This window comes from Enterobacter sp. RIT637 (genome assembly GCF_019718755.1).
Lineage (GTDB): Bacteria > Pseudomonadota > Gammaproteobacteria > Enterobacterales > Enterobacteriaceae > Enterobacter.
This window is the reverse complement of the sequence record NZ_JAIHAZ010000008.1, coordinates 19,839-39,631: the sequence shown is the minus strand read 5'-3', so window position 1 is coordinate 39,631 and position 19,793 is coordinate 19,839. Positions and strand designations below refer to the sequence as shown.

Below are 19,793 nucleotides of genomic sequence, written 5' to 3'. Positions count from 1 at the left end.
ATAAAAAAGGCGCAGAAATCTGCGCCTTTTTGTTTTTTTATGAACTTAGCTCAGACGGCCGTGGCACGCCTTGTATTTTTTACCAGAACCACATGGGCACGGATCGTTACGGCCCACTTTACGATCGCCAGTCTGCGCTGCGATCGCCGCTGCGGCTTCGCTTTCGTCAGTCTGGTGGCTCAGCTGTTGCATCTGTGCCAGACGCTCAGCTTCTTCACGACGCTGTTGTTCCATCGCTTCCACTTCTTCCGGCATACGCACCTGAACTTTGCTCAGGGTGCTGATGACTTCATACTTCAGCGACTCCAGCATAGCGGCAAACATGGAGAAGGATTCACGCTTGTACTCCTGCTTCGGATCTTTCTGCGCATAGCCGCGCAGGTGGATACCCTGGCGCAGGTAGTCCATCGCCGCCAGGTGCTCTTTCCACAGGGAGTCGAGTGTCTGCAGCATCACGCCTTTTTCGAAGTGACGCATCATCTCTTCGCCAACGACTTCTTCCTTACGCTTGTAAACGTCCAGCGCAGTTTCGAAGATACGTTCACGCAGCGTCTCTTCGTGCAGCTCAGGCTCTTTATCCAGCCACTCTTTGATCGGCAGTTCAAGGTCGAAATCGTTTTTCAGACGTTCCTGCAGACCTTCGATATCCCACATTTCCTCCAGAGACTGCGGAGGAATATGCGCATCGATAGTCGCTTTGAACACGTCTTCACGAATGCTGTTGATGGTTTCGCTCACGTCGGACACGTCCAGCAGTTCGTTACGCTGGGTATAGATCGCACGACGCTGATCGTTGGCAACATCATCATATTCCAGCAGCTGCTTACGAATATCGAAGTTACGGCTTTCCACTTTACGCTGTGCGTTGGCAATCGCTTTGGTGACCCATGGGTGCTCAATCGCTTCGCCAGGCTTCATACCCAGTTTACGCATCATGCCGGACACGCGGTCGGAGGCAAAAATACGCATCAGCGCATCTTCCATAGACAGGTAGAAGCGAGAAGAACCGGCATCACCCTGACGGCCCGCACGGCCACGCAGCTGGTTATCGATACGACGAGATTCGTGACGCTCAGTACCAATGATGTGCAGACCACCCGATGCCAGCACGGCATCGTGACGCACCTGCCAGTCGGCTTTGATCTGCGCAATTTGTTCTGGGGTTGGGTTTTCCAGCTCCGCCACTTCGGCCTGCCAGCTACCGCCCAGCATAATATCGGTACCACGACCCGCCATGTTGGTCGCGATGGTCACGGCTGCCGGATAACCCGCCTGCGCAACGATATCCGCTTCTTTGGCGTGGAATTTGGCGTTAAGAACGTTGTGCTTGATGCCCGCTTTGGTCAGCTCGTTGGAAACCACTTCGGATTTCTCGATGGAGATGGTCCCCACCAGCACCGGCTGGCCTGCCGCGGTACGATCGCGAATATCTTCGATGATCGCCTGAATTTTTTCCGCTTCGGTCATGTAAACCAGATCCGGCATATCCTTACGGATCATCGGACGGTTGGTAGGCACAACCACGGTATCCAGCTTGTAGATAGAGCTGAATTCAAACGCTTCGGTATCTGCAGTACCGGTCATCCCTGCCAGCTTCTCGTACAGACGGAAGTAGTTCTGGAAGGTAATTGACGCCAGCGTCTGGTTTTCGTTTTGAATATCAACGCCTTCTTTCGCTTCAACCGCCTGATGCAGACCGTCAGACCAGCGACGCCCCTGCATGGTACGACCGGTATGTTCATCAACGATGATCACTTCACCGTCTTTAACGATGTAATCAACGTCGCGGGTGAACAGCGCGTGCGCGCGCAGTGCGGCCGTCACGTGGTGCATCAACATGATGTTAGTTGGAGAGTAAAGAGACTCACCCTCTTCCATAATGCCCTGAGCCACCAGCAGTTCTTCAATCTGAACCAGACCACGTTCGGTCAGGTTAACCTGGCGCGCTTTTTCATCAACAGAGAAGTGACCTTCACCCTGGAAGGTATCGGAGTCTTCTTTCTCCTGACGCAGCAGGTGCGGAATGATTTTGTCGACTTTACGGTACATCTCGGAGCTGTCTTCGGCCGGGCCGGAGATGATCAGCGGGGTACGCGCTTCATCGATCAGGATGGAGTCCACCTCATCCACCAGCGCATAGTGCAGCTTACGCTGTACGCGCTCTTCAGGGCTGAACGCCATGTTGTCGCGCAGGTAGTCGAAGCCGTATTCGTTGTTGGTGCCGTAGGTGATATCTGCGTTATAGGCTTCACGCTTGGCTGGTGCAGGCAGACCGGACATGTTGATGCCCACGGTCAAGCCTAAGAATTCAAACAGTGGACGGTTGTTTTCGGCGTCACGCTGTGCCAGATAGTCGTTGACGGTAACGACGTGAACGCCCTTACCGGTCAGTGCGTTCAGGTAAGCCGGCAGCGTCGCGGTCAGGGTTTTACCTTCACCGGTACGCATTTCCGCGATGCAGCGCTCGTTGAGCACCATACCACCCAGCAGCTGCACGTCGAAGTGACGCATACCGAAAACACGTTTACTCGCTTCGCGCACGACGGCGAATGCTTCCGGGATCAGGCTTTCCAGGGTTTCGCCTTTTTCCAGACGCGCGCGGAACTCCGCCGTTTTCGCCTTCAGCTCGTCATCGGACAGCTTTTCCATCGCCGGTTCCATACCGTTGATGACGGCAACAGCTTTGCGCATACGGCGAAGGGTACGATCGTTACGACTACCAAAAACTTTGGTTAATAATTTGATTAACATAATAAATTCTCAAACGCCCCAGATGGGCAGATAAATTAAGGTATTGAAAAAAGGTTAATTTAGCTGAGGCGTTGCGGTCCAGCACGGATGCCATGAACCTGGCTTATCCATGTCGAGACAGAAAATGTGGCAGGCGGGATGAGCGCGAATTGCGCCGTCTGACGAACCATAACCGGCGGCTGGCTGTCCTGCGTGAGCAGCGCGTTGAGCGTGTCCAGCAGAGCAAGATGCTGAGCCTGAACCGGCAGCGTCTCTTCAGCAACAGGCATGGTCTGCGGTGCCATCGCGAAGGACAGATGGCGGATAACCGTGCGGATAGCGTGCTGATGCCAGTAATCAACCGAGAAATTTGGGCGGCGATTAGCTTCAAGCAGTGCGAGGTTAGTAAAATTAACCCGCGTGGTGAGATCGTGCTTGGTGGTGGAGGTTTTTGTCGGTGTAGCCGCTTCAGCACTGTTGCTGAGCGCAGGCAAGCCGAGGCTCGCCGCGACCATCCCTAATAAGAGATGCGGCCAGAAGTAACGTCTGCCAAATTGTCGCCAGCGCGTCAGTATTCCGCTCACCTGCTCCACCCAATAAGCCAGCCTTGCAGAGGCTGAGTTCAGTTATTCTTTTTAGCGCCCAGATATTACCACTAAAGCCAATGCGCAGCAGCAGGAATGACGTAATGCAGCGGGGAAAAACGGTCAAGAATGCAGCTAACGCACAGATTTTCTACGCCTGACGGGCGTGAGGTTACACCGAGGAAAACAAAGAAGAGTAAAAATAAAAACGACTGGCCTTCCTGGTCGGAGAGAGTACCAGGTTAACCAGTCGATTTTTTACGAACGGTATAGACCGTTACGCCAGAACCATGTTTGGTGCTTTGAAGGCCAGCGGCAGTTCAGCTTCGTCTTCAAAGGTCACATATTCCCAGGCTTCCTGTTTTGCCAGGACGGCCTGCAACAGTTTGTTGTTCAGCGCATGACCGGATTTAAACGCGGTAAATGCACCAATGATATTGTGACCACACATAAACAGGTCGCCGATCGCATCCAGCATTTTGTGACGAACGAATTCATCTTCAAAACGCAGGCCGTCTTCGTTCAGTACGCGATAATCGTCAACAACGATGGCACAATCGAAGCTACCGCCCAGGCACAGGCCGCGGGACTGCAGATATTCGATATCACGCATAAAGCCGAACGTACGAGCACGGCTGATCTGACGCATAAACGCATCAGCAGAGAAGTTCATCGCATAGCGCTGGGTGCTGGAGTCAATCGCCGGATGGTTAAAGTCGATGGTAAAGTCCAACGAGAAACCATTGTACGGTTTGAATTCAGCCCACTTGTCGCCATCTTCGACACGAACGGTCTCTTTGATGCGAACAAATTTCTTCGCGCAGTTCAGTTCTTCGATGCCGGCATCCAGCAACAGATAGACGAACGGTGCAGCACTACCATCCATGATCGGGATTTCTGGCGCATCGACTTCAACAATAATGTTGTCGATACCCAGACCCGCCAGGGCGGCGTTCAGGTGCTCTACGGTAGAAATCCGCACGTCATGCTCGTTCACCAGGCAAGTACAGAGCATTGTATCACGCACAGATTTGGCATCGGCCGGAAAATCTACCGGTGGATTCAAGTCGGTGCGACGATAGATGACCCCGGTATTGGCCGGCGCAGGGCGCAGCGTCAGGGTGACTTTCTTGCCGGTATGTAAACCGACACCAGTCGCCTGAACGATACGTTTAAGTGTCCTTTGTTTGATCATCGTATAATCTCGCCAAATTAACTATCCAACCGAGAGTGTATATCACTAACGGTGGGCCAGTTTAGCACAAAGAGCGAAAATCCCCAAATTCCAGCCAATTCCTAGTCAGCTTGCTTACGCAGGAACGCCGGGATATCCAGATAATCTGGCTCTTTTGCCGTTTGTGGAGTCGGGTCGTTTACCACTTTCGCGGCCGGTTTCTGCTCCTGAGTCAGCGGAGCCATACCGTGCTGCTGGTAACGATCCATCACCGGCTGCTGAGTCTGTTTGTTGGTAACCAGGGTGATCTCAGGACGCTTGTCCATGCCGATACCTGTGGCAACAACAGTGACGCGCAGTTCGTCGTTCATTTCCGGGTCAAGGGAGGTACCGATTACCACGGTAGCGTTGTCAGAGGCGAACGCACGGATGGTGTTACCCACGGTTTCGAACTCATCCAGACGCAGGTCAAAGCCAGCGGTAATGTTGACCAGCACGCCGCGCGCACCAGACAGATCGATATCTTCCAGCAGTGGAGAAGAGATCGCCATTTCTGCCGCTTCTTCTGCACGATCTTCACCGCTCGCCACGCCAGAGCCCATCATCGCGTAGCCCATTTCGGACATCACGGTGCGAACGTCAGCAAAGTCGACGTTCATCAGGCCAGGACGGGTAATCAGTTCAGCGATACCCTGAACCGCGCCTTTCAGCACGTCGTTTGCTGCGCCAAAGGCGTCCAGCAGGGAGATACCGCGACCCAGAACTTTCAGCAGTTTGTCGTTCGGGATGGTAATCAGAGAGTCCACATGTTTGGACAGCTCGGTGATACCCTGCTCCGCGAAGGCCATACGCTTCTTGCCTTCGAAGTTGAAAGGCTTGGTCACGACAGCAACGGTCAGGATACCTAAATCTTTTGCCACTTCAGCCACTACAGGTGCTGCACCGGTACCGGTACCGCCGCCCATGCCAGCTGCGATGAAGACCATATCCGCACCTTCCAGTGCAGCACGCAGGGCTTCACGATCTTCTTCAGCCGCGTTGCGACCGACTTCCGGGTTAGCCCCAGCGCCCAGCCCTTTGGTGATGCCACCGCCGATCTGGATAGTCTGGCCAACTGCCGTCTTACGCAGTGCCTGCGCATCGGTGTTAACTGCAAAGAATTCAACACCTTCAATGCGTTCACGCACCATATGCTCTACGGCGTTACCGCCGCCGCCACCGACGCCGATGACTTTAATCACCGCGTCGTTGGTCAGTTCCATAGGTTCAAACATAATTTCTCTCTCCGTTTTTACACTTCATCCTTCAAGCCGCCTCTTTGTTGGCTGCCTTCGTTCACACCCATCACTTACTCAAGTAAGCTCAGGGTGGTTCACTCAGTTGCCGCCGCGATGCAACTTGAAGGATTTTGTGTATGTGCCTGTCGCCCGAGACCGCTAATTCTCTCCGGTCTCTTAAAAAAATTAAAACTCTTTTCGCAACCAGGTGTTGAGTCGTTTGACCCATGACCCCACCGAGACGCGTTTTTCCACTTCTGCTTCACCACTCAAATGGGACTCTTTCCCGTAGTGCAGCAGGCCCACAGCCGTTGAATAATACGGCTCCTGAGCGTAATCCGTTAAACCGGTAATATTCAGCGGCGCACCAATACGCACCTGCGTATGGAACACGCGCTGAGCGCAGGCCGCAAGACCTTCAATTTGCGCTGCCCCGCCGGTTAATACAATCCCCGCCGCAAGATGATGTTTAACCCCCTGCTGGCGAAGCTGTTCCTGTAACTGCAAAATCTCTTCGTTGACCAGGTTGAGCAGCTCGGTATAGCGCGGCTCAATCACCTCGGCCAGCGTCTGGCGCTGGAGGCTGCGCGGTGGACGACCACCTACGCTCGGCACTTCAACGCTCTCATCTTTGCCCACGATAGAACCCAGTGCGCAGCCGTGGCGGACTTTAATTGCCTCTGCATCGCTCGGTGGCGTACCAAAGGCGTAGGCAATATCGCTGGTCACAACGTTCCCTGCGTAAGGGATCACTTTGGTGTGGCGCAACGCACCGCCGGTATAGACAGCCATGTCCATTGTACCACCACCAATATCGACGACACAGACGCCCAGTTCACGTTCATCTTCGGTCAGTACGGAATAGCTCGCGGCCAGACCGGCGAAAATAAGTTGGTCAACTTTCAGACCACAACGTTCAACGGCTTTTACAATGTTCTTCGCCATATCGTTGTGACATGTGATCAGGTGCACTTTTGCCTGCATACGTACGCCGGAAAGACCCACCGGGTTCTTAATCCCTTCCTGGTAGTCGATCGCATATTCCTGCGGGATCACGTGCAGCACGCGATGCTCATCGCGCACGCGCACGGACTTCGCCGTATGCACAACATTCTCTACGTCTTCCTGCGTCACTTCTTCTTCTGAAATCGGCACCATACCGATTTCGTTCTGGCAACTGATGTGCTTGCCAGAAAGGGCCAGATAGACAGAAGAAATCTGGCAATCTGCCATTAATTCAGCCTGATCGATGGCGCGCTGTACGCATTTCACCACCGACTCAAGGTCGTTTACCCCACCTTTATCCATACCACGGGATGGGCAACTCCCCACGCCAATGATATTGACCATACCGTCGGGCAGAACTTCCCCTACTAAAGCGGCAACCTTCGCGGTGCCAATCTCCAGTCCAACTACCAGTTTTCTGTCCGTCGCCTTGATCATTGTTGTTCTGCCTGTACCTGTGCCTGATTCTGTTGCTGATTAGGTTCCTCGACCGGAGCCGGCTCCCAACCGACTGCTGCGCCTGAGTCATAGCGCAAATCAACGTAGCTTATCCGTTTGCCGTCCGTCTGCGCCTGCTGCTGTAAAACCGGGTAAAGTTCTACAAATCGCGCCAGACGTTTCATTGTGTCGCCGCGGCCAAGGTTGAGCTTGATACCGTTCGTTAACGTCAGTTGCCAGGAGCGGCGCGCCGTCATTGCGGCATCTTTTAACGTAAAGCGGTCCTTAGCCAGCACCTGCCCCATATCGCGGAAACCTTGTAACACTTCGTTTTCGCTGCCTTCAGGGCCATACAACATCGGTAAATTTTGCTTGTTGACGCGATCGCTTGGGACGCTGAAGGAATTTCCGTCTACGTCGACCATGTGCTGATCATTCCAACGCGCAATGGGCACATATTCAACCAGATGAATCTTCAATTCATCAGGCCATTGCTTTCTTACGCTCGCCTGTTTTATCCACGGCAGACGTTCAATCTGGCTCTGGATAATATTCACGTCTTGGGTCATAAAGGTGCCAGGTGAGCCCAGGGCCAGAATAGACTGGCGAATATCATCGTTACGCGTGTAGTGACGCTCGCCGGTCACCACCAGCTTTGAGAGCGGTAAACGCTGCGCATCTTCCATCCAGCCCAGCACCATCCAGCCGCTGATAAACACGGTGCACAGCACCCCGAGCAGGAAGATAATCCCTGCAAGACGCGTTCCATTACTCCGGCGTGAAGAGGTATATTCTTCCTCTTCCTCGCGGTTGCGCGTGTTCAATGCAGCCTGAGACATATCAGCCCGCCTGGTCCAGAATACGTACGACTAACTGCGAGAAGCTCATCCCCGCCTGACGCGCTGCCATCGGCACAAGGCTGTGGCTCGTCATTCCCGGCGAGGTGTTGCCTTCCAGCAGGTAAAATTGCCCGTCACCGTCGAGCATCACATCAATGCGTCCCCAGCCGCGGCAGCCTAAAACATTCCAGGCTTTGAGCACCAGAGACTGTAAATGGGCTTCACGTTCTGCTTCAAGACCACTTGGACAGAAATATTGCGTCTCATCAGAGAGATACTTCGCCTCATAATCATAGAAGACTCCGGCGGGTTGGATGCGAATTGACGGTAAAATTTCTTCCCCAAGCATCGCTACAGTAAATTCCGGCCCGCTGAGCCATTTTTCAATCAGAACTTCTTCATCATGTTGAAATGCCAATGTTAAAGCAGCAGATAAATCCTCAGCTTTATCCACTTTAGACATCCCGACGCTCGACCCTTCGCGGCTCGGCTTAACAATAACCGGTAAGCCCAGCGCGGCAATGCGTGTATTAACGCTGTCCGACAGGCCCAATTCAAATTCATTACGCGTCAGAGCAACCCATGGCGCAACGGGGAGACCCGCGCCCTGCCACAGCAGCTTGCTGCGCAGTTTATCCATGGAGATTGCAGACGCCATCACGCCGCTGCCGGTATACGGCAGGCCGATTAACTCCAGCAGCCCTTGCAATGTACCGTCTTCACCGCCACGGCCGTGCAGCGCGATGAAGACTTTATCGAAGCCCATCGCTTTCAGCTGGGTTACATCAGTCTCTTTCGAATCGACCAGATGCGCATCAACGCCGCCTTCACGCAGGCCCGCCAGTACGGCAGCGCCTGAATTCAGGGACACTTCGCGCTCGGCGGAGGTGCCGCCAAACAGGACAGCAATCTTATCAGCCATGACGCTCGTCCTCCGGAGTTTGCGGCTTCAGTTTGATTTCGGCTAAGGTACGGGCGATTTTGCCGATGTTTCCCGCACCCTGAATCAGAATTAAATCGTTACCCGTCAGCACCGGCGCGAGAATTTCTGCTGCCTGAGCCGGGTCCGAAACCAAAATAGGGTCCACTTTACCGCGCGCGCGAATGGTACGACATAACGAACGGCTGTCCGCGCCCGGGATCGGTGTTTCACCCGCGGAATACACATCCAGCATCAGCAGCGTATCGACCTGCGACAACACGTTGGCGAAATCGTCATACAGATCGCGGGTACGGGTATAACGGTGCGGCTGGAAGATCATTACCAGATTTTTGTCCGGCCAGCCCGCACGAGCCGCTTTGATAGTGGCGTCCACTTCCGTTGGGTGATGACCGTAATCGTCTACCAGCATCGCGGTACCCGTTTTACCGTTCACTGCGTCCAGCGGGAACTCACCAAGGAAGTCGAAGCGACGGCCTGTACCCTGGAAGCTTTCCAGCGCGCGCAGGATCGCATCATCATCAATGCCTTCTTCCGTCGCTACCGCAACCGCCGCCGCCGCATTCAGGGCGTTATGACGACCAGGCGCATTCAACGTCACGTGCAGCAATTCTTTATCCTGACGCGCCAGGGTGAAATGCCCCTGCGCACCAATCTGTTTGTACTCTTCCACACGAACATCAGCGTCTTCGCTGAAGCCATAAGTGGTGATTTGACGCCCAACGCGCGGCAACAGCTCGCGGATCACCGGATCGTCAACGCACATTACCGCACGGCCGTAGAACGGCAGGTTGTGCAGGAAGTTAATAAACGTCTGCTTTAAGTTTTCGAAGTCGCCCTGGTAAGTATCCATATGGTCAGCTTCGATATTGGTGACAATCGCCACCATTGGCTGCAGGTGAAGGAACGACGCATCGCTCTCATCCGCCTCCGCAATCAGGTAACGGCTGTGGCCCAGACGCGCGTGGACGCCTGCCGCTTTCACCAGACCACCGTTAACGAACGTCGGATCCAGGCCCGCTTCCGCATAAATGCTGGAGACCATCGCCGTGGTCGTGGTTTTACCGTGCGTGCCCGCAACGGCAATGCCGTGACGGAAACGCATCAGTTCCGCCAGCATTTCAGCGCGGCGGATCACCGGAATGCGCGCTTCATGTGCGGCAACGATTTCCGGGTTGTCAGAGGAGATGGCGCTGGAGACCACCACCACGCTCGCATCGCGCACGTTTTCCGGGCGATGGTTGAAATAGATAGTCGCCCCAAGCGACGCCAGCTGCTGCGTTACAGGGTTTGGCGCCAGGTCAGACCCGCTGATCTGATAGCCTTCGTTAGCCAACACTTCGGCAATACCGCCCATGCCAGCACCACCGATGCCAACAAAGTGAATGTGCCGAACGCGACGCATCTCGGGCACGATTGAACGCAGTTTTGCCAGTTGTTGTGTATTCATTCTCTAAACGCCATCGACTACTTAAAATTCGTGCAGCGCAACACGCGCTGCGAGGGTTAAGCCTGGGCTGCCAGGCTCACTTCTTTTGCCACTCGTTCCGTTGCATCCGGAATAGCCGCCGCGCGCGCGCGCTGTGCCATTTCCAGCAATGCTTCTCGGTTCCAGCCCGCCAGAGTGGTGGCGACCGCATCGGCGGTAAATTGTGGCTGCTCAAAAATCTTCGCGGCACCGGCTTTCTCAAGCGGCAGCGCATTCCAGTACTGCTGTCGGTCTTTGTGCTGGAACGGCACAAACAGCGCTGGCAGACCCGCGGCAGCGATTTCGCTCACCGTTAATGCGCCAGAACGACAGACCACGACATCGGCCCAGGCATAGGCTGCGGCCATATCGTCAATAAATTCCGTCACCTTATGCTGCGGCTGCCCCGCTTCGGCGTAAGCCTGCTCAACGGTCTGCTGAGCACCTTTACCGCTCTGATGCCAAATGGTCACGGCATCGCCCAGTTTTGCGGCCACCTGCGGCATCGTCTGGTTCAGGATGCGTGCCCCCTGAGAGCCGCCAACAACCAGCACGCGAACCGGACCTTCACGACCATTCAGGCGAGCGTCAGGCAGCGGCAGCGCCAGCACATCGACGCGCACTGGGTTTCCGACGACGTCCGCTTTCGGGAACGCGCCTGGGAAGGCCTGCATCACCTTAGTGGCAATTTTCGCTAGCCACTTGTTGGTCAGCCCGGCGATACCGTTCTGCTCATGCAGCACAACAGGAATGCCCAGTGACCAGGCCGCCAGCCCACCCGGGCCAGACACATACCCGCCCATTCCCAGCACCACATCAGGCTTAAACTGCTTCATGATGGTGCGGGCCTGACGCCAGGCGTTAAAAATACGCACCGGGGCCAGCAGCATTGCCTTGAGGCCTTTGCCTCGCAGGCCAGAAATACGAATAAAGTCGATCTCAATACCGTGCTTCGGTACCAGGTCGGCCTCCATGCGGTCTGCGGTTCCCAGCCAGCGTACCTGCCAGCCCTGATCCATTAAATGGTGCGCAACCGCCAGCCCCGGGAACACGTGTCCGCCGGTACCGCCTGCCATCACCATTAACCGCTTCGGTTGATTCATCGTGAACCTCGTGTAAACGCCTGAGCTTTCTCCAGACGCGTCTCATAATCTATGCGCAACAAAAACATGATAGCCGTCGACATGATCAACAGACTCGAACCACCATAACTGATCAGCGGCAACGTCAGGCCCTTGGTCGGCAGCATACCTGCTGCGGCCCCGACGTTAACCAATGCCTGGAAGCTAAACCAGATACCAATTGAACAGGCTAAGAAACCTGAGAAGCGGTGATCGATCTCCAGCGCTTTTCGGCCAATCGACATGGCGCGGAAAGCGACGAAGAATACCATTAATAGCGCTAATACCACACCGATATAACCCAGTTCTTCCCCAATAATGGAGAAGATGAAGTCAGTGTGCGCCTCCGGTAAATACTCCAGTTTTTGCACCGAGTTGCCCAGGCCTTGCCCCCAGACTTCACCGCGGCCAAACGCCATCAGCGACTGCGTCAGCTGATAACCGCTGCCGAACGGGTCTTCCCACGGGTTCCAGAACGAGGTCACGCGGCGGATACGGTAAGGCTCGGCGAGGATCAGCAGCACAACCGCCGAAATTCCCATCCCGATGATGGCGATGAACTGCCACAGCTTTGCCCCCGCCAGGAACAGCATCGCCAGCGTGGTGACAAACAGTACCACCACGGTACCAAGGTCAGGCTGTGCCAGCAGCAGGATCGCCAGCACCAGAATCACGCCCATCGGCTTTAAGAAGCCGCGAAGGTTATTACGAACTTCATCAACCTTACGCACCAGGTAGTTCGCCAGGTAGCAGAACAGGGACAGCTTGGTAAATTCCGCAGGCTGAATACGCAGTGGACCAAAGGCTATCCAGCGCGATGCCCCGTTAACGGAGCTCCCGACAACCAGTACGATCAGCAGCATGATAATGGACGCAATCAACATGGCCGTACTGTGCCGCTGCCAGAACGACATCGGCAGACGTAAGGTCACCAGCGCCAAGCAGAAGGCCAGAATGATGTACAGCCCGTCACGCTTGGCAAACAGGAAAGGATCGTTAGCCAGACGCTGCCCGACCGGCATGGAGGCCGAGGTCACCATGATAAAGCCGATCGCCGCCAGCCCCAGCGTAAGCCAGAAGAGCATGCGGTCATACATGATCAGGCTATCGGAATCCTTATCCCGGGAAGCCATCACCCAGCCTTTCAGTGCCGCAAACAGCCACACCAGAATTCCAAATCCTGGCAGGCGCGGCATTTTCAGGCGAGGGAGAGATAAACGCATCAGCCTAACTCCTTCGCCAGGCGGGTAAAGACATCACCACGCTGTTCGAAATTCTTGAATTGATCGAGGCTGGCGCAAGCCGGAGAGAGCAGCACCATATCGCCTGGCTTCACGCGCGGCGCGATCAGGCGCAGCGCCTGTTCCATGGTCTCAGTTTGCTCGGCGATCTCCGGACGCAGTTCAGCCAGTTCGCTGCCGTCACGGCCAAAGCAGTACAGGCGGATGTTATCTCCGGAGAGATACTGTTTCAGCGAGGAGAAATCTGCAGATTTTCCATCACCACCCAGCAGCAAATGCAGCGTACCCTCAACGTGAAGACCGTTTAGCGCGGCCTCTGTGCTTCCCACGTTGGTGGCTTTGGAGTCGTTAATCCAGCGTACGCCGTTATGTTCCAGCGCCAGCTGGAAGCGGTGCGCCAGACCGGTAAATGTGGTCAACGCTTTCAGGCTGGAAGAGCGAGGCAGGCCAACGGCATCCGCCAGCGCCAGCGCCGCCAGCGCGTTGGTGTAGTTATGCTGACCGCAAAGCGTCATCTCCTTCACGTTCAGCACTTTTTCACCCTTCACACGCAGCCAGGTTTCCCCTTGCTGACGGTTCAGGTGGTAATCACCCATGGTGATCCCAAAGCTGATGCAGCGGTCATCTGCACCGCGCACCGGCATGGTCAGCGCATCATCAGCGTTAACCACGCAGACTTTGGCATTTTCATAAACGCGCAGCTTGGCCGCGCGATACTGCTGCAGACCAAAGGGATAGCGGTCCATATGATCTTCAGTCACGTTGAGGATCGTCGCGGCAGCCGCGTGCAGGCTGGAGGTGGTTTCAAGCTGGAAGCTGGAAAGTTCCAGCACGTACAGCTCGCAGCCTTTATCCAACAGCATCAGGGCTGGCAGGCCAATATTACCGCCCACACCGACGTTCTTACCCGCCGCTTTTGCCATCTCGCCGACAAGCGTAGTGACCGTACTTTTACCATTTGAACCGGTAATGGCGATAATCGGAGCCTGTGCTTCGCGGCAGAACAGTTCGATGTCCCCGACAATCTCAACGCCCGCATCAGATGCGGCGCTGAGTGATGGGTGCGCCAGCGCCATACCCGGGCTGGCAACAATCAGATCGGCGGCCAGCAGCCAGTCATCATTCAGACCACCAAGGTGGCGTTCAACCTGTTCCGGCAGTTTGTCCAGACCCGGCGGAGAGACACGCGTATCCATCACGCGTGGCGTGACGCCGCGCGCAAGGAAAAAGTCCACGCAGGAAAGGCCCGTGAGGCCTAACCCGATGATAACGACTTTTTTACCCTGGTAATCTGCCATGATTAACGTACCTTCAGCGTTGCCAGGCCAATCAGCACCAGCATCAGCGAAATAATCCAGAAGCGCACAATCACGCGCGGTTCCGGCCAGCCCTTCAGTTCATAGTGGTGGTGAATCGGCGCCATACGGAAGATGCGCTGACCGCGCAGCTTGAAGGAACCGACCTGCAGAATGACCGACAGGGTTTCAACCACGAACACACCGCCCATGATCACCAGCAGGAACTCCTGGCGCAGCAGCACGGCAATAATGCCTAACGCGCCACCCAGCGCCAGTGAACCGACGTCGCCCATGAAGACCTGTGCCGGATAGGTGTTGAACCACAGGAAGCCCAGCCCCGCGCCGACAATCGCCGTACAGACGATGACCAGCTCACCCGCGTGGCGCAGGTAAGGGATGTGCAGATAGTTCGCGAAGTTCATGTTCCCGGTCGCCCAGGCCACCAGCGCAAAACCGCCCGCCACGAAGACGGTCGGCATAATTGCCAGGCCATCCAGACCGTCGGTCAGGTTGACCGCGTTACCGGTGCCGACAATCACGAAATACGCCAGCAGGATGTAGAACAGACCCAGCTGCGGCATCACGTCCTTGAAGAAGGGCACCACCAGCTCGGTAGCAGGGGTGTCTTTCCCTGCCAGATACAGCGCAAAGGCGACGCCCAGCGCGATGACCGACATCCAGAAATACTTCCAGCGGGCGATCAGACCCTTGGTGTCTTTGCGTACCACTTTGCGATAGTCATCGACGAAACCAATAATCCCGTAACCCACCAGAACCGTCAGAACGCACCAGACGTACGGGTTGGAGGGATACGCCCACAGCAGCACGGAAACAACGATCGCGGTCAGGATCATGATCCCGCCCATCGTTGGGGTACCGCGTTTGCTGAAGTGAGATTCCGGACCGTCGTTACGCACAACCTGGCCGAAAGAGAGCTTTTGCAGACGGGCAATCATACGCGGGCCCATCCACAACGAGATGAACAACGCAGTCAGCAGGCTGACAATGGCGCGAAACGTCAGATAGGAAAAGACGTTAAAGCCTGAGTAATATTTGACCAAATGTTCGGCCAGCCAAACTAACATGTCCCGTTCTCCTGTAATGCGTGCACAACCTCTTCCATGGCGGCACTACGTGAACCTTTCACTAACACTGTCACAATTTGTTTTTCTGTAATTAATGCTTTAAGGCGCTCAATCAACGCCGCTTTTTCGGCAAAGTGTTCACCGACACCGCTGGCATGGCTAATTGCCTGGCTCAGTTTTCCTGCGCTCAACACGCAATCAATGCCCGCCGCTTTCGCCGCGTCACCGACCTGGGTATGACAGGCTTCGCTTTCATCGCCCAGCTCGGCCATATCGCCAACCACCATCACGCGGTAGCCCGGCATTTCAGATAACACCTGCACCGCCGCCGTCATCGAGCCAACGTTCGCGTTGTAGGAGTCATCCAGCAGCAGTTTGTTTTCCGCAAGCTGAATCGGGAACAGACGCCCCGGCACGGCTTTCAGATTCGCCAGCCCGGCTTTGATCGCATCATGCGACGCGCCCACCGCCATGGACAACGCCGCCGCCGCAAGCGCATTGGCGATGTTATGACGCCCCGGCAGAGGCAGCAGCACATCCACGTCACCCGTTGGGGTGTTGAGGGTAAACTCCGTGCCATGGGACGTTACATGGATATTGGTTGCCGTAAAGTCACTGTTGGCGGTATTCGGTGAGAAGCGCCAGGTCTTACGGGAACCAATAATGCTTTGCCAGTTCAGCCAGTCGTTGTTGTCAGCATTCATAATGGCAATACCGTCAACCGGCAGGCCGGTGTAGATCTCGCCTTTGGCTTTCGCCACGCCTTCCAGCGACCCGAAACCTTCCAGATGCGCGGCGGCCAAGTTATTCACCAGCGCCGCTTCCGGGCGAGTCAGGCTCACGGTCCAGGCGATTTCCCCCTGGTGGTTTGCCCCTAACTCGATTACCGCAAATTCATGTTCTTTGGTCAGGCGGAGTAATGTCATCGGCACGCCGATGTCATTATTTAGGTTACCCGCGGTATAAAGTGTGTTTCCGCACTGGCCAAGAATCGCCGCCGTCATCTCTTTTACCGATGTTTTTCCGGACGACCCCGTCAGCGCGACAACGCGAGCCGGAACCTGCTGACGGACCCATGCCGCCAGCTCACCAAATGCCAGACGGGTATCGTTCACCACAATCTGCGGCAGATCGATATCCAACCTGCGGCTGACCAGCAGCGCACCAGCGCCGTTCTCTTTGGCCTGCTGTGCAAAATCATGCGCATCAAAACGCTCGCCTTTCAGCGCCACAAACAGACAACCCTCGGTCACTTTGCGGGTATCCGTGGTTACGGCGTCGATGGTCAGATCCTGACCCAATAATTCGCCGTGCAGTACCGCAGCGGCCTGGCTTAGCGTGAGGCTAATCATGCCACGACTCCCAGCAGACGTGCTGCCGTTACACGATCCGAGTAATCCAGACGACGATTGCCGACAATCTGATAATCTTCATGGCCTTTACCCGCCAGCAGGACAACATCATTCTCCTGCGCCTGCATGATGGTGTTGGTCACGGCTTCCGCACGCCCTTCCACCACGCGAGCACGACCCGCATCCAGCATGCCCGCCAGAATATCGTTAATGATGGCGCGAGGCTCTTCGGTACGTGGGTTGTCATCGGTCACTACCGGGATATCCGCAAACTGCTCGGCAATAGCGCCCATCAGCGGGCGTTTGCCCTTGTCGCGATCGCCACCGCAGCCAAACACGCACCAGAGCTTACCGGTACAGTGCAGGCGCGCCGCTTCCAGCGCTTTTTCCAGCGCATCCGGCGTATGGGCATAGTCGACCACGACCGTCGGTTTCCCCGGCGCGCTGAACACTTCCATACGGCCGCAAACAGGCTGCAGTCGCTCAGCGGTTTTCAGCAGGTCGGCCATTGGATAGCCCAGCGCCAGCAGTGTCGCCAGCGCCAGCAGCAGGTTGCTGACGTTAAACGCACCCATCAGGCGGCTTTCAATTTCGCCTTCACCCCAGGAAGAGGCAAAGCGGATTGTCGCCCCGCTATCGTGGTAATTCACCTCAACAGCCTTCAGCCAGCGGCCGTGGCAGTTCGGATTGATATGGTCTCCCATCGACACCGCAACCGCATCCGGCAGCTTCGCCAGCCAGCGGCGACCGACTTCATCGTCGGCATTGATGATGGCCTGACCATGATGGTGGGTGGAATAGAGCAGCCATTTCGCGGCTTCGTAGTGCTCCATATCACCATGGTAATCAAGATGATCGCGGCTCAGGTTGGTAAACACCGAAGCCGCAAATTTCAGCGCGGCCACGCGGTGCTGTACCAGACCGTGTGAAGAGACTTCCATCGCAGCAAAGGTTGCACCCTGCTCTGCCAGCCCGGCAAGCACATGCTGTACGTCAACTGCCGAACCAGTGGTATTTTCCGTCGGGCTCACTTTACCCAGCAGGCCATTACCCACGGTCCCCATGACGGCACCGGTTTCACCCAGCAGTTGCGCCCATTGCGCCATCAGCTGCGTGGTGGTGGTTTTACCGTTGGTGCCCGTCACGCCAACCAGACGTAACTGGTCGGAAGGTTCGTGATAGAAACGTCCTGCCAGCGCAGAGAGACGCTCATTTAACTGGCTGAGATAGATAACCGGCACACCGTGCATTTCACGGATTTCACCATCGGTTGCCTCATCTTTGGCCTCAGCAATAATGGCAGCAACACCTTGCGCAATCGCCTGCGGGATATAACGACGCCCGTCCGCCTGATGACCGACCACCGCTACAAAAAGATCGCCAGAAGCAGCCACACGGCTGTCCAGTACCATCTCTCGCAGTGCTCGCTCCGGTGCATTTGGCACCCACGGAGCGAGAAGGTCGCGCAAATTACGATCTGCCACCTGTACCCTCGCCTTGATTAATTACAAATTCACTTTTGTCGCCCGTCGCCAGCGCATCCGGTTCAATGTTCATGGTGCGCAATACGCCGCCCATGATGGCCCCGAACACAGGCGCGGAGACGGCGCCGCCGTAGTATTTACCCGCCTGTGGATCGTTAATGACGACCACCAGCGCAAAACGCGGATTGCTTGCAGGCGCTACGCCTGCGGTATAGGCAATGTATTTGTTGATGTAGCGGCCGTCTGGCCCCACTTTTTTCGCTGTACCGGTTTTAATGGCGATGCGGTAGCCTTTAATCGCCGCCTTCACGCCACCGCCGCCGGGCAGCGCCACGCTTTCCATCATATGAACAACAGTACGGACGGTCGATTCCGGGAAAATACGCTCACCGGGAACCGGTGGATCAACTTTGGTAATCGACAGCGGGCGATAAACACCATAGCTGCCGATCGTTGCGTAGACTCGCGCTAACTGTAACGGTGTCACCATTAGCCCGTAGCCGAAAGAGAAGGTGGCCCTCTCTATGTCAGACCACCGTTGTTTTTGAGGATATAAGCCACTGCGTTCTCCGACCAACCCCAAATTGGTCGCCTTTCCAAGCCCAAAACGTGAGTAAGTCTCTACTAACGCTGAGGACGGCATCGCTAACGCCAGCTTTGAAACACCGACGTTACTCGACTTCTGTAATACCCCGGTCAGGGTCAATTCGCTGTAGCGCGCTACGTCTTTGATTTCGTGACCGTTAATACGGTAAGGAATAGTATTCAGTACGGTGTTTTCATTGACGATACCGCGCTGAAGTGCCGTCATGACCACCATCGGCTTAACGGTTGAACCCGGTTCGAAAACGTCGGTGATGGTACGGTTACGCATAACATCCTTCTGCGTACCGGTAAGATTGTTAGGGTTGTAGGACGGGCTATTGGCCATCGCCAGCACTTCACCCGTGCTGACATCAACTAACACGGCACTGCCCGATTCCGCTTTGTTAAAGGCCACGGCATTGTTCAGCTCGCGGTAAACCAGCGCCTGTAGCCGCTCATCGATACTCAGTGCAAGGTTGTGTGCGGCCTGGCTGTCGGTTGAGGAAATATCCTCGATCACGCGACCATAGCGGTCTTTGCGCACAATGCGCTCGCCGGGCTGACCGGTGAGCCATTTATCAAAGCTTTTTTCAACGCCTTCAATCCCCTGGCTATCAACGTTAGTGAAGCCAATGAGGTGAGCAGTCACTTCGCCGGATGGATAGTACCGGCGGGATTCTTCTCGCAGATGGATCCCCGGCAGCTTCAATTTTTTGATGTAATCCGCCATGTCAGGGTTCACCTGACGCGCCAGATAGATAAAGCGCCCTCTCGGGTTCGTATTCACGCGTGAAGCGAGCTGGTCCAGCGGCATCTTCAGCGCGTCCGCAAGGGCCTTCCAGCGGTTATCAAGCGTGATCCCACCGGCATCATGCAGCTCTTTCGGATCGGCCCAGATTGCCTTCACTGGCACGCTTACCGCCAGCGGGCGTCCAGAGCGATCGGTGATCATCCCGCGAGACGTGGACACTTCCTGCACGCGAAGAGAGCGCATATCACCCTGACGCACCAGCATGTCAGGGGCGATGATTTGCAACCACGCTACGCGTCCCAGCAGGAAACCCAGCGCCAGTAAAATGCAGCCGCAAAGCAACGCAAAACGCCAACTGACAAAGTTGGCCTGTTCTTCCTGACGTTTTGGTTTTAGCGTTTTTGCCGCTGCTTTCATGCGT

General features: G+C 55.6%; 15 protein-coding genes. All 15 read right to left on the bottom strand.

Translation table 11 applies throughout. The features are described 5' to 3' along the window. Positions 1-45: 45 nt before the first annotated feature. The 15 genes from secA to K5E19_RS13580 all read right to left on the bottom strand — a co-directional run bounded on the left by secA (position 46) and on the right by K5E19_RS13580 (position 19,789). Complete coding sequence (secA, locus tag K5E19_RS13650; RefSeq protein ID WP_120159218.1) at positions 46-2,751, bottom strand: preprotein translocase subunit SecA; 2,706 nt, start codon at positions 2,749-2,751, stop codon at positions 46-48. A gap of 59 nt (positions 2,752-2,810) precedes the next feature. After that, positions 2,811-3,314 carry a secA translation cis-regulator SecM gene (gene secM, locus K5E19_RS13645; protein ID WP_221551686.1) on the bottom strand — a complete coding sequence of 168 codons (504 nt, stop codon included), beginning with the start codon at positions 3,312-3,314 and terminating at the stop codon, positions 2,811-2,813. Between the two features lie 277 nt (positions 3,315-3,591). Continuing rightward, positions 3,592-4,509, bottom strand: a complete 918-nt coding sequence (lpxC, locus tag K5E19_RS13640) for a UDP-3-O-acyl-N-acetylglucosamine deacetylase (RefSeq protein WP_010426966.1) — start codon at positions 4,507-4,509, stop codon at positions 3,592-3,594. Between the two features lie 101 nt (positions 4,510-4,610). Further along, the gene (ftsZ, locus tag K5E19_RS13635; protein WP_221551685.1) at positions 4,611-5,762 is read right to left on the bottom strand and encodes a cell division protein FtsZ; all 1,152 of its coding nucleotides are present in this window, start codon (positions 5,760-5,762) and stop codon (positions 4,611-4,613) included. Positions 5,763-5,951: 189 nt separating this feature from the next. Continuing rightward, complete coding sequence (ftsA, locus tag K5E19_RS13630) at positions 5,952-7,208, bottom strand: cell division protein FtsA (RefSeq protein WP_010426970.1); 1,257 nt, start codon at positions 7,206-7,208, stop codon at positions 5,952-5,954. Then, a complete protein-coding gene (ftsQ, locus tag K5E19_RS13625) occupies positions 7,205-8,047 on the bottom strand; it encodes a cell division protein FtsQ (RefSeq protein WP_221551684.1) in 843 nt (280 codons plus the stop codon). The genes ftsA and ftsQ overlap by 4 nt, the downstream gene beginning before the upstream one ends. A 1-nt stretch (position 8,048) precedes the next feature. After that, the gene (locus tag K5E19_RS13620; protein WP_221551683.1) at positions 8,049-8,969 is read right to left on the bottom strand and encodes a D-alanine--D-alanine ligase; all 921 of its coding nucleotides are present in this window, start codon (positions 8,967-8,969) and stop codon (positions 8,049-8,051) included. Further along, on the bottom strand, positions 8,962-10,437 hold the full coding sequence (gene murC / locus K5E19_RS13615; RefSeq protein ID WP_221551682.1) for a UDP-N-acetylmuramate--L-alanine ligase: 1,476 nt from the start codon (positions 10,435-10,437) through the stop codon (positions 8,962-8,964). The genes K5E19_RS13620 and murC overlap by 8 nt, the downstream gene beginning before the upstream one ends. Positions 10,438-10,493: 56 nt before the next feature. After that, positions 10,494-11,558, bottom strand: a complete 1,065-nt coding sequence (gene murG / locus K5E19_RS13610; RefSeq protein ID WP_042718660.1) for an undecaprenyldiphospho-muramoylpentapeptide beta-N-acetylglucosaminyltransferase — start codon at positions 11,556-11,558, stop codon at positions 10,494-10,496. After that, positions 11,555-12,799, bottom strand: a complete 1,245-nt coding sequence (gene ftsW, locus K5E19_RS13605; RefSeq protein WP_042718662.1) for a cell division protein FtsW — start codon at positions 12,797-12,799, stop codon at positions 11,555-11,557. The genes murG and ftsW overlap by 4 nt, the downstream gene beginning before the upstream one ends. Next, the gene (gene murD / locus K5E19_RS13600; RefSeq protein WP_042718665.1) at positions 12,799-14,115 is read right to left on the bottom strand and encodes a UDP-N-acetylmuramoyl-L-alanine--D-glutamate ligase; all 1,317 of its coding nucleotides are present in this window, start codon (positions 14,113-14,115) and stop codon (positions 12,799-12,801) included. Before murD ends, ftsW begins: the two co-directional genes overlap by 1 nt. A gap of 2 nt (positions 14,116-14,117) precedes the next feature. Beyond that, the gene (mraY, locus tag K5E19_RS13595) at positions 14,118-15,200 is read right to left on the bottom strand and encodes a phospho-N-acetylmuramoyl-pentapeptide-transferase (RefSeq protein WP_003856353.1); all 1,083 of its coding nucleotides are present in this window, start codon (positions 15,198-15,200) and stop codon (positions 14,118-14,120) included. Then, positions 15,194-16,552 (bottom strand): UDP-N-acetylmuramoyl-tripeptide--D-alanyl-D-alanine ligase, encoded by a 1,359-nt coding sequence (murF, locus tag K5E19_RS13590; RefSeq protein WP_221551680.1) that lies wholly within the window; start codon positions 16,550-16,552, stop codon positions 15,194-15,196. The genes mraY and murF overlap by 7 nt, the downstream gene beginning before the upstream one ends. Further along, positions 16,549-18,036, bottom strand: coding sequence for a UDP-N-acetylmuramoyl-L-alanyl-D-glutamate--2,6-diaminopimelate ligase (gene murE / locus K5E19_RS13585; protein ID WP_221551678.1), 1,488 nt, complete (start codon positions 18,034-18,036; stop codon positions 16,549-16,551). Before murE ends, murF begins: the two co-directional genes overlap by 4 nt. Continuing rightward, the gene (locus K5E19_RS13580; RefSeq protein ID WP_010426990.1) at positions 18,023-19,789 is read right to left on the bottom strand and encodes a peptidoglycan glycosyltransferase FtsI; all 1,767 of its coding nucleotides are present in this window, start codon (positions 19,787-19,789) and stop codon (positions 18,023-18,025) included. The genes murE and K5E19_RS13580 overlap by 14 nt, the downstream gene beginning before the upstream one ends. Positions 19,790-19,793: the final 4 nt, after the last annotated feature.

Coding starts and splice junctions, on each gene's coding strand:
- secA (WP_120159218.1), bottom strand. CDS start 2,751: ATGTTAATCAAATTATTAACCAAAGTTTTTGGTAGTCGTAACGATCGT.
- lpxC (WP_010426966.1), bottom strand. CDS start 4,509: ATGATCAAACAAAGGACACTTAAACGTATCGTTCAGGCGACTGGTGTC.
- ftsZ (WP_221551685.1), bottom strand. CDS start 5,762: ATGTTTGAACCTATGGAACTGACCAACGACGCGGTGATTAAAGTCATC.
- ftsA (WP_010426970.1), bottom strand. CDS start 7,208: ATGATCAAGGCGACGGACAGAAAACTGGTAGTTGGACTGGAGATTGGC.
- ftsQ (WP_221551684.1), bottom strand. CDS start 8,047: ATGTCTCAGGCTGCATTGAACACGCGCAACCGCGAGGAAGAGGAAGAA.
- K5E19_RS13620 (WP_221551683.1), bottom strand. CDS start 8,969: ATGGCTGATAAGATTGCTGTCCTGTTTGGCGGCACCTCCGCCGAGCGC.
- murC (WP_221551682.1), bottom strand. CDS start 10,437: ATGAATACACAACAACTGGCAAAACTGCGTTCAATCGTGCCCGAGATG.
- murG (WP_042718660.1), bottom strand. CDS start 11,558: ATGAATCAACCGAAGCGGTTAATGGTGATGGCAGGCGGTACCGGCGGA.
- ftsW (WP_042718662.1), bottom strand. CDS start 12,799: ATGCGTTTATCTCTCCCTCGCCTGAAAATGCCGCGCCTGCCAGGATTT.
- murD (WP_042718665.1), bottom strand. CDS start 14,115: ATGGCAGATTACCAGGGTAAAAAAGTCGTTATCATCGGGTTAGGCCTC.
- mraY (WP_003856353.1), bottom strand. CDS start 15,200: ATGTTAGTTTGGCTGGCCGAACATTTGGTCAAATATTACTCAGGCTTT.
- murF (WP_221551680.1), bottom strand. CDS start 16,552: ATGATTAGCCTCACGCTAAGCCAGGCCGCTGCGGTACTGCACGGCGAA.
- K5E19_RS13580 (WP_010426990.1), bottom strand. CDS start 19,789: ATGAAAGCAGCGGCAAAAACGCTAAAACCAAAACGTCAGGAAGAACAG.